This window comes from Cyclobacterium sp. 10D3-21 (assembly GCF_055809755.1).
This window is the reverse complement of sequence record NZ_CM147924.1, coordinates 5,997,942-6,007,486: the sequence shown is the minus strand read 5'-3', so window position 1 is coordinate 6,007,486 and position 9,545 is coordinate 5,997,942. Positions and strand designations below refer to the sequence as shown.

Annotated in this window: 7 protein-coding genes; 3 read left to right on the top strand and 4 right to left on the bottom strand. The window is 40.0% G+C overall.

What is annotated here, in order from left to right; all coding sequences use genetic code 11:
* The first annotated feature begins 1 nt into the window (after window position 1).
* The 3 genes from AC0L7T_RS23225 to AC0L7T_RS23215 all read left to right on the top strand — a co-directional run bounded on the left by AC0L7T_RS23225 (window position 2) and on the right by AC0L7T_RS23215 (window position 2,993).
* Window positions 2-460: a DUF305 domain-containing protein gene (locus AC0L7T_RS23225; protein WP_473338758.1), complete on the top strand. Its 459-nt coding sequence runs from the start codon at window positions 2-4 to the stop codon at window positions 458-460.
* A gap of 71 nt (window positions 461-531) precedes the next feature.
* Window positions 532-2,316: an efflux RND transporter periplasmic adaptor subunit gene (locus AC0L7T_RS23220; protein ID WP_473338757.1), complete on the top strand. Its 1,785-nt coding sequence runs from the start codon at window positions 532-534 to the stop codon at window positions 2,314-2,316.
* 134 nt (window positions 2,317-2,450) lie between these two features.
* Window positions 2,451-2,993, top strand: coding sequence for an SRPBCC family protein (locus AC0L7T_RS23215; protein WP_473338756.1), 543 nt, complete (start codon window positions 2,451-2,453; stop codon window positions 2,991-2,993).
* Between the two features lie 80 nt (window positions 2,994-3,073).
* On the opposite strand, the gene AC0L7T_RS23210 is transcribed toward AC0L7T_RS23215, so the two are convergent.
* The 4 genes from AC0L7T_RS23210 to AC0L7T_RS23195 all read right to left on the bottom strand — a co-directional run bounded on the left by AC0L7T_RS23210 (window position 3,074) and on the right by AC0L7T_RS23195 (window position 9,441).
* Complete coding sequence (locus AC0L7T_RS23210; RefSeq protein ID WP_473338754.1) at window positions 3,074-3,784, bottom strand: 2-phosphosulfolactate phosphatase; 711 nt, start codon at window positions 3,782-3,784, stop codon at window positions 3,074-3,076.
* A complete protein-coding gene (gene gcvT / locus AC0L7T_RS23205) occupies window positions 3,781-4,872 on the bottom strand; it encodes a glycine cleavage system aminomethyltransferase GcvT (RefSeq protein WP_473338753.1) in 1,092 nt (363 codons plus the stop codon). The genes AC0L7T_RS23210 and gcvT overlap by 4 nt, the downstream gene beginning before the upstream one ends.
* Window positions 4,873-4,987: 115 nt before the next feature.
* Window positions 4,988-6,361, bottom strand: a complete 1,374-nt coding sequence (locus AC0L7T_RS23200) for a RagB/SusD family nutrient uptake outer membrane protein (protein ID WP_473338752.1) — start codon at window positions 6,359-6,361, stop codon at window positions 4,988-4,990.
* Window positions 6,362-6,372: 11 nt separating this feature from the next.
* On the bottom strand, window positions 6,373-9,441 hold the full coding sequence (locus tag AC0L7T_RS23195; RefSeq protein WP_473338751.1) for a SusC/RagA family TonB-linked outer membrane protein: 3,069 nt from the start codon (window positions 9,439-9,441) through the stop codon (window positions 6,373-6,375).
* Window positions 9,442-9,545: the final 104 nt, after the last annotated feature.

Below are 9,545 nucleotides of genomic sequence, written 5' to 3'. Positions count from 1 at the left end.
TATGAAAAGCAAGAATTATCTAAAGTTCTCCGCAATGATGGCTGTTTCATTTGTCATCATGTATGCCGTAATGTTTTTAAATGCAGATCTCTTTGAACATGTCATGCTAAGTACTACCAGGACCTACATGACAATATTAATGGTAGCGCCAATGGCAGTATCCATGCTACTCTTTATGTGGGGAATGTATGAGAATAAGAAGGTCAATTTTACGATTCTCGGGACTGCTGTCATTTTATTTATAGCTACCCTGACCATGCTCAGAAACCAAACTTTGATCGCTGATGTACAGTGGATGAAAGCCATGATCCCTCATCACTCTTCCGCCATCATGGTAAGCCAAAAAGCGCATCTGAAAGATCCAGAAGCACAGCAATTGGCAAAGGATATCATTGAAGCCCAAAAGAAAGAAATTGCTCAAATGAAGGCAATGATCAAGCGACTTGAGGAGTCAGAGTAGAGAACTATAGGGGATTTAATTAAAAAGAAAAAGTATAATCCATACAGGAACAAAGCCATACCTAATGAAATATGAAAAAGTCAATTAACAATAAATACATTTTGATTGCCATCACATTGATTGTGGGTGTGTTGATAGGCTGGTTGATTAAGCCATCGGAAAATACTATTGAGCAATCATCAGAACATGCGCATGAAGAAGCATCCATTGCTGGGGTTTCTTCCATCTATACTTGTTCCATGCATCCCCAGATTCGTCAAAATGAACCTGGTGACTGTCCTATTTGTGGGATGGACTTAATTCCTTTGGAAAACGAAGCTGTAGAAGCTGGCCCAATGTCAATCACAATGTCTCCCACGGCACTTCAACTTGCCGGTGTGCAGACGATGACCGTAAGTACTGGCAATGCGGATAAAACCATAAGATTGAATGGGGAAATTCAAGTTGATGAGCGGTTATTGTTTACACAAGCTAGCCATATTCCAGGGAGAATTGAACAATTGATGGTGAATTTTACAGGAGAGTATATTGCCAAGGGCCAGACCATCGCCTTGGTATATTCCCCACAACTTGTGACCAGTCAGGAAGAACTTCTCCAAGCAAATAAAATAAAAGAAGAACAGCCAGCCCTTTTTAATGCCTCCGTGGCAAAGCTTAAAAACTGGAAGGTGTCAGAAGCACAGGTCCAAAAGATTCTGACTACCGGAGAGGTTATTAAAAATTTCCCTATCAAAGCAAATGTGTCTGGTTTTGTTTCTCAAAAATTCGCCAATTTGGGAGATCACCTTACTATGGGGCAAGCCATATATGAGGTGTCCAATTTATCTAAGGTTTGGGTGTTGTTTGATGTCTATGAATCTGAAATTCCTTGGGTAAAAACAGGAGATGAAGTAAGTTATACTGTTCAATCCATACCAGGAAAAACGTTTACAGGGAAAATAGATTACTTGGATCCTATTATCGATCCAGCCACCAGAGTAGCTTCTGCCAGGATAAGCGTGGCTAATCCTGATCTAAAATTTAAGCCTGAAATGTTTGTTTCGGGAATTGTCAAAAGCACTATTGCTGGCGCCGATGAGTCAATAGTTGTTCCAAAGACTGCCGTAATGTGGACAGGAACTCGGTCTGTAGTATATGTAAAAAATGCTACTGCTCAAAATGTATCCTTTCAATTGCGTGAGGTCACCCTTGGCTCAGCTTTGGGAGCTGAATACCTTGTCGAATCAGGTCTTCAGTCAGGAGACGAAATCGCAGTAAACGGAACCTTCAGTATTGATGCAGCTGCACAGTTGGCAGGCAAACCAAGTATGATGAGTCCTGATGGTGGGGCAGCAATGACGGGGCATAACCACGGAGGCATAGAATTGACAAGGGTAAGCCAAAAAGTTGGTTTAAAAAAGAATATGCTAACCCAAGCTGCTAAAGAAGAGTTGATCCCTGTTTTTGAGTATTATTTGAAATTAAAAAATGCACTGACTCAGGATGATTTAAAGCTTTCAATATCACAATCTAAGGAAATGCTTGCCTATTTATCCAATGTTGACATGAAAGCCTTCGAAGGGGATGCCCACTTGGAGTGGATGAAATACCAGAAAAGCTTATCGGCTTCCCTTGAAGAGTTAGGTTCCTATAAGTCTTTGGAAGAAGTTCGCAGGTCCTTCCTGTCGATTTCCGATGAGATGATTGGAATGGCAGAGAAATTTCAGCCTTTTCCTAAACCACTATTTGTGCAACATTGCCCTATGGCTGACACGAACAGGGGGGCAGATTGGTTGAGCCTGGAAGAAAAAGTGGAGAATCCCTATTTTGGAAAATCCATGGTGGACTGTGGAGAAGTTACAAGAACCATTAAATAAGGTTTGAAAATAGTTAGATAGGGCTGTTGCTTATTATCGATTTGTTTTGATAATTGTTTGACAATTGTTAAATTAAATCATTAATAAATTTTAATCCGATTATTTATTCTGTCCTTCTATAATTCGCCCAAATCATGAAGATTCTTAAAATAGTTCTTGCCATTGTTTTAATATTGGTGTCTATCCCTTTTATAGCAGGGATATTTATTGACCAGGATTATTCCGTAGTAAGGGAAGTAACCATTGACCAACCCAAGGAAGAGGTCTTCGAATATGTTAAGCTTCTCAAAAACCAGGAGCACTTCTCAAGTTGGGCACTTAGGGATCCCACAATGAAAAAAAATTTTAATGGTGTGGATGGAGAGGTTGGGTTTGTTTCAGCCTGGAACAGTAAAGATCCAAATGTGGGAGTAGGTGAACAAGAAATATTGGCGATTGATAAAGGTAAAAGGATTGACTACGCCTTAAGGTTTAAGGAACCCTTTGAGGCTTCTGATAAAGCGTATATTGAATTTGAAGAAGTTAATGAAAATCAAACCAAAGTTATCTGGGGATTTGAAGGTCACATGGACTATCCAATGAATACCATGTTATTGATGATGGATATGGATGAAATGGTTGGCAAAGATTTTTCCGAGGGACTTCATAGACTTAAATCAATCCTGGAAAACAATTAGAAACCGGTTGGTTGGTGAATGTTATTTTTATGTGAGTCATTTTAGTCTAAAAAAACCTTTTCTAAGAGGTAATTTCCGGTTTAAATAGAACCTTTAATTTTTAGACCTTCCTCGGATAGAAAGACGACGGAATTAAACTGGTTTAGTTCCAGGCAAAAATCGATGTCTTTTTCCAGGTCGTGATTTTGCAATCTTTTTGCGTGAGAGGCTTTTTGAAGATATGCCCGCAACTCTCCATTTACCTGTTCATAGATGTATTCCATTGCCAGGGTCGCATCACATTCATGTTTCCAGCCCAATGACCAGGACAATGCCCCGGCATACAAAGAATCCTCCAGGTTAAATTTACCTTTCCAACCTGCACACAAGACCAAAACATCATTTGTAGAAGCTTGCAAATAGTCTATGGTGGCCTGAAGGTTTAAAAATGAGCCAATGAGCACCTCAGCGGCCTGTTCCTTAGCCAAAGAAATTGCTCTAGTGCCATTTGTGGTTGTCATGGCTACATTTTCACCGGCAAATGCTCGGTTCAAATAAGCCAATGGGCTATTCCCTAAATCAAAACCTTCGGCTTGTTTGCCATTGCGTTCACCGGCGATAAGCCACCCCTCTTTTTTGTAAGCTTTGCACTGGTCCAGGTCTTTAACAGGTACAATTACATTCACCCCATTTGAAAGGGCTGTTACCATGGTAGAACTGGCTCTGAAAATATCAACAACGATTACTGTTTTGTTCGCTAACTCGTGCAGGTCCAACAAGTCAGGACTGATACAGGTTTCTATGGTTTTCATTTTTTAAGCAGGGGTAGTTTTTCAATTTTGGCAGGAATTCTTTTTTTCCTTATTTCAATACCAATTTCATTTCCAGGTTTGGCATATTCTATGTCTACATATCCTAAACCAATACCAATTCCCATGCTGGGAGATTGACTTCCAGAAGTAACTTCACCGATAACCTTGCCCTCTGCATTAACAATAGGATAATGTGCTCTTGGAATTCCCCTTTCCAAAAGTTTGAAGCCTACTAGCTTTTTTTTGATCCCCTCTTCTTTTTGCTTTTTTAAACCCTCATGGTTGATGAAGTCCTTGGTGAATTTGGTGATCCAGCCTAATCCGGCTTCTAATGGTGAGGTTTCGTCGTTAAGTTCGTGACCATAAAGGCAGTAGCCCATTTCCAGGCGAAGTGTATCTCTGGCTCCAAGCCCTATAGGTTTGATGTCCAGTTTGCTTCCAGCCTCAAAAATAGCTTCCCATACTTCTTTGGCCGCTTCATTTTTAATGTACAATTCAAAACCCAGCTCACCGGTGTAGCCAGTAGCGGAGACAATTACATCTTCTACTCCCGCAAAAGTTCCGGTCTCAAAATGATAAAATGGAATGTCTTTTAGTGAAATGGAGGTTAAGGATTGAATGGCCTTGATAGCGTTTGGTCCTTGAATGGCAAATAGGCAGGTTTGATCAGATATGTTTTCCAGCTTTGCATTTTGCGTATTGTGTTGCTGTATCCATTCCCAATCTTTATCGATATTGGATGCATTTACTACAAGCATGTAGCGTTCTTCATCCAGTTTATAGGTCAAAAAATCATCTACTACTCCTCCTTGAAGGTTGGGGAAGCAAGTATATTGCGCCTGGCCAATTTTGAGTGTAGCCGCATCGTTGGAAGAAACTTTTTGAATTAGGTCAAGGGCATTGGGTCCCTCTACGATAAATTCACCCATATGAGATACATCAAAAACACCAACATTTTCACGAACGGTTTTGTGTTCCTCCATATCGGAACTATACCTAACAGGCATGTCATACCCTGCAAAAGGGATCATCTTGGCGCCTAAAGAATGATGTATACCATCAAGCGTTACTTTTTTTACTTCTTCCATTAATATCCGACTTTATTTGAAAGCTTAAAGGTAAGAAATGTGCTTAATTTAATGGAAAAGGTTTTAGAAAAAGATCGCTGCAACCAAATACATTTTCGAATTAGTTAAAATAATTCTAGTATCCAGGATTTTGAATCAGTTTAAAATTAGCCGATAACTCTCTTTGAGGAATGGGAAAAATTAATTTTGGATCATCAAAAGAGTAACTGAGGTCAGGGGTATTATTATCTACTATAACTCCTTTGGTTCGTTTAATGTCATGCAAGTTATGCCCCTCATGCGCCAGCTCCAATTTTCTCTCTTTTAGTATGTCTTCAAGACTGAGACTGCTTTTCTCAAGCAGCGAAACCCTTCCTCTTATTCTATTAATATCCTCTAAGGGCGTTGCGCCTTCACTTGTTCCTTCACGAAAGTTCGCTTCAGCACGTGTCAGGTACAATTCTGCCAATCTTATAATTTTCACATTTGTATACTGCTCCCTCCATTTATCTGTTCGTATCGCTCCAGCTCTTTCTTGGTATTGCAATAAACGATCGTCTCCAGTCTCATAAAGATTTAAATGATTTTGCATAATACTTACATCCCCATCTCGGCCTCCAAACTCAGGTGTGGAATAGAAAAGATGCATGGCATTCTCAGGGTCCTGCGCATTGACTTGTATGGTAAATAAATCTTCGGGACAATCAGATTCATTGTTAAAAACATCCATGTAATCTGGCATGAGTTTTTTATCCTGTGCAATGGCCAGGTCGATGCTTCGATTGGCAGCATCTCGTGCTGAAGCAAAATCCGCCATCTGTAAGTAAACTCTTGAAAGCATGGCAGAAGCGGCGTATCTGGTAGCAAAAATATCGTTGCTTTCTGGTAATAACTGTTCTGCATTGGTCAGATCCTCAACTATTTGTTGGTAAACCTTCTCTACGGAATGTCGTTCAACAATCCCGCTATTTTCACCACCTCTGGAAGGTGCCAGGATCAGTGGGATGGCCAGATTTGTTTCTGGATTTCCAGACACATAAGGTAAGCCAAAAAACCTTGTCAATTCGAAATACACGACTCCACGAATAAACAATGCCTCACCTTTTACTCTATCTTGATCTTCTTCCTTAACTATAGCTATTGCACTAAGGATGTTGTTGGTAATATTGATGGTGCTATAGGCTGTGAGCCAGGTGTCTGTTACAAATGTATTGTTCGTTAAAATGCTTTTATTTAACATTTCTCTGGGTTGGGTAAAAGTGCCTTCCCATCTTATTTCATTATTTGCAGCTAGCATTTCGCTGTAAAGAAAAATTCTACCTCCCCATAAATCTGATTTTCTGAGGTTTGCATAGGCTCCTATAAGGACACGTTTAATATTGGCATCAGTATCGAGAGCAGTGAGCTCATCTATTTCCTGGGCCGGCTTTAAATCCAGTTGATCGTCACAGGAAACAGTAAAAAAGCTGAGACAAAGTATAATCGGAATATTAAAGACTTTTGATGGCATATTTGACATGTTTAAAATCCTAAATTTAATCCTATGGAGTATGTTTTAGCCTGCGGGGCAGAATAGAGATCTACTCCTTGAAATAAATTGGCATTGGCAAAATTGTTGGACAAGGCTTCTGTTCCTACTTCGGGATCCCAACCATTGTATCTTGTAAATGTCAGAAGATTTTGTGCCATAATATAGATTTTAGCATGGCTGATTTTTAACCTCTCATTCCATTTTTCAGGGAAGTTGTAGGCCAGCGATACCGTTTTTAGCCTAAGATAGCTTCCGTCGGAAATGTACCTGCTTGAGGCACTGCAGCCGTTGCATTTACCCAACCGAGCTTGAGGGACATCTGTTAGGTCACCAGGTTTTTGCCATCTTTCCATTTGTTCCGCCGTATTGTTGTCAAACCAATAGCCATTATTGGCATAATATCCACCTGCGGCTTCGTAAATTTTATTGCCATAAACTCCTTGCAAAAGAAAAACCAAATCCAGGTTTTTATAAGAGAAATCATTTGTTAAACCTCCAATGAAATCAGGGTTTGGGCTTCCTAGAAATAAACGGGCAGCGGTATTGTAATCACTGGTCGTTTCTATCTGCACTTCGTCCTTGAAATAAAGTGCATCTCCAGTTGCCGGATCTACTCCAGCGTATTTTGGTCCAAAAAACACGGCCATGGGTTGATCGACATAAATACCATTCAGATAACTTGAATAGGGTGGAGGGATTGCAGTTTGGTCCTTCGAAAGGGCTCGTACGCGGTTGATATTTCTAGCAAAATTGAAAGAAGATTTCCAGACTAGGTTACTATTGGTGTAGTTGATTGTGTTAAGGAATATTTCAGCCCCATAATTCTGCATCTTCCCAATATTTTGCCTTTGCGTGGAAAATCCTGTAGTGGAGGGAACAGGAACCAACAATAACAGATCCCGGGTAATTTTATTATAAAAATCTATTTCCCCAGAAATTCGGCCTCCAAAAAGGCCAAACTCCAATCCGACATCAAATTGTTGCGTCGTTTCCCAGGTCAGATTTGGATTGGCTATTTGAGTAGGCGATAAGCCAGGAGTAAGGGCATAGGGTAAAGGTTCATACAATCCCAAGTGGTCAAAATCACCAATCAGTGCATTGCCGGTAATACCGAATGAAGTACGAACCTTAAAGTAACTTAGATAGTTATTGTCTTTAAGAAAGTCCTCCTCACTGACAAGCCATCCTAAGGAAGCAGCAGGAAAAAAACCGTATTTTTTACTGTCCCCAAATCTGGATGAGCCATCATATCTTGCACTTAGGGCGAGTAAATACTTGCCGTCCAATTTATAATTGATGCGGGTAAAGTAAGAAAGGAAAGAGGCGTTTGTAAGTGTAGATACACCATCAACAATCTCTGCAGCAGATTTAATAGTAGTAAGGCCATCCAAAGGAAATTCCTGACCGTCTACACTTGTGAATCTATTTTCACTTTTTTGAAAAGACATGCCCAAAGTTGCTTCCAGTTTATGCGGGCCTTGAAGGAAAGGTTGATAAGTAAAGAAATTATTGGTGTTGTATGTAGCGATTTTTAACCAGCGAGACGATCCGTAACCATTTGAACTTTGTCCTGTTGCCGTACGTGATCCGAAATAACGGTCATCGTTCTGTACGAGATTGTCTATGCCAAATTCGGATCTGAAAGTAAGGTTTTTAACGATATTCAACTCTCCGAAAATACTGTTGATGTTTCTTAAGCTTGTGGTGGACCAATTGGAATTTTCAGAGTCTATTAGATTATTGTAATAAATAGTGGTGGGACGGTCAGTTAAATCTCCATTCAAATCCCTGATTGGAGAAATGGGAGCCAAGGCTACCAGTTGCATGGGACTGTTAAAAAGATTGTCACTAGGCAAAGTATTGGTAACAGTTCTCGTCAAACTGAAATTTGCACCGAACTTAAAGTTTTCTGAAACGCTATGGTCGAGATTAAGTCGGCCAGAGATCCGTTCAAAATCATTACGGATCAAAATACCTTCTTGCTTGTCATAAGCACTTGATAAATAAAACCTTGTTTTATCATCCCCGCCTGAAGCTGAAAAATTCACATTGGTTACTCCAGCGTCTCCATTGAAAGCCTGGTCCTGCCAATTGGTGTTGATAGTTCCATCTCTCCAGTCTGAATGGCCTGCATACTGGTCCAAACGATTTTCTACATATTGAAGGCCTGAATCAGGATATTCTAATGGGTTGTTCAAAGGATCTTTATTAGCAGCCAGATCATTATTATAACCTGCTTCACGAAACAATTCTACGTATTGGCTCGCATTTAAAAAATCCTTTTTACGGGTAGGGCTACTGATGCCTCTCTGAATTCCTACATTGAATTTTGTTTTTCCTGAACTGCCTGTTTTTGTAGTAATGACCACTACGCCATTTGATCCCCTGGCGCCATAGATCGAAGCTGCAGCAGCATCTTTCAATACATTGATTGATGCGATGTCACCAATATTGATCATAGACATAGGATTGCTGTTGTCTAGGCTACCTGCCGAAGTTACGGGAATTCCATCTAAAATGTATAAGGGGTCGTTACCAGCAGAAATGGAAGTAGTGCCTCGTATTCTTATTTTTACACCATCACCCAATTTTCCGCTAGATGAGGCTACAAAAACACCTGGAAGCCTTCCTTGCAGGGTTTCCTGAAAATTGGGGACTGGGATATTGGCAATTTCGTCCCCATCAATTATGGAGACACTTCCCGTCAGGTCCGACTTATTTATGCTTCCATATCCTACCACTACGATTTCATCAAGCGTATTTAGGTTAGGAACAAGGCGAATGTTAATTTCCCTTTTATTTTCAACTAGAATTTCCTGCGGAATAAAGCCTAAATAAGAAAAAACGATGGTTGCTTTGCTATCCAGGGTTAATTGGTAATGACCTGAAATATCTGTGACAGTAGATTTCCCAGACTCTTTGGTGCCAATACTCACCCCTGGAATTCCCATTCCATCTTCATCCGAAATAACTTTTCCGGAAATTGTTATGTTTTGAGCCAATCCTAATAATGGAGTTACCAATAACAAAACCAATACAATAGAAATATTGCTTTTCATAAATAAACTGGTGGATAAAAAAGGGTAATTAGGTGATAAGAAAATCCTATTGATCTGAAGGACTTTAAATAAGGTTTGGGGGTCTTTTAATTGTTAAACTGGTA

Bases quoted from the DNA above. Each gene is read 5' to 3' on its own strand.
- AC0L7T_RS23225 (WP_473338758.1), top strand. From the start codon at position 2: ATGAAAAGCAAGAATTATCTAAAGTTCTCCGCAATGATGGCTGTTTCA.
- AC0L7T_RS23220 (WP_473338757.1), top strand. From the start codon at position 532: ATGAAAAAGTCAATTAACAATAAATACATTTTGATTGCCATCACATTG.
- AC0L7T_RS23215 (WP_473338756.1), top strand. From the start codon at position 2,451: ATGAAGATTCTTAAAATAGTTCTTGCCATTGTTTTAATATTGGTGTCT.
- AC0L7T_RS23210 (WP_473338754.1), bottom strand. From the start codon at position 3,784: ATGAAAACCATAGAAACCTGTATCAGTCCTGACTTGTTGGACCTGCAC.
- gcvT (WP_473338753.1), bottom strand. From the start codon at position 4,872: ATGGAAGAAGTAAAAAAAGTAACGCTTGATGGTATACATCATTCTTTA.
- AC0L7T_RS23200 (WP_473338752.1), bottom strand. From the start codon at position 6,361: ATGCCATCAAAAGTCTTTAATATTCCGATTATACTTTGTCTCAGCTTT.
- AC0L7T_RS23195 (WP_473338751.1), bottom strand. From the start codon at position 9,441: ATGAAAAGCAATATTTCTATTGTATTGGTTTTGTTATTGGTAACTCCA.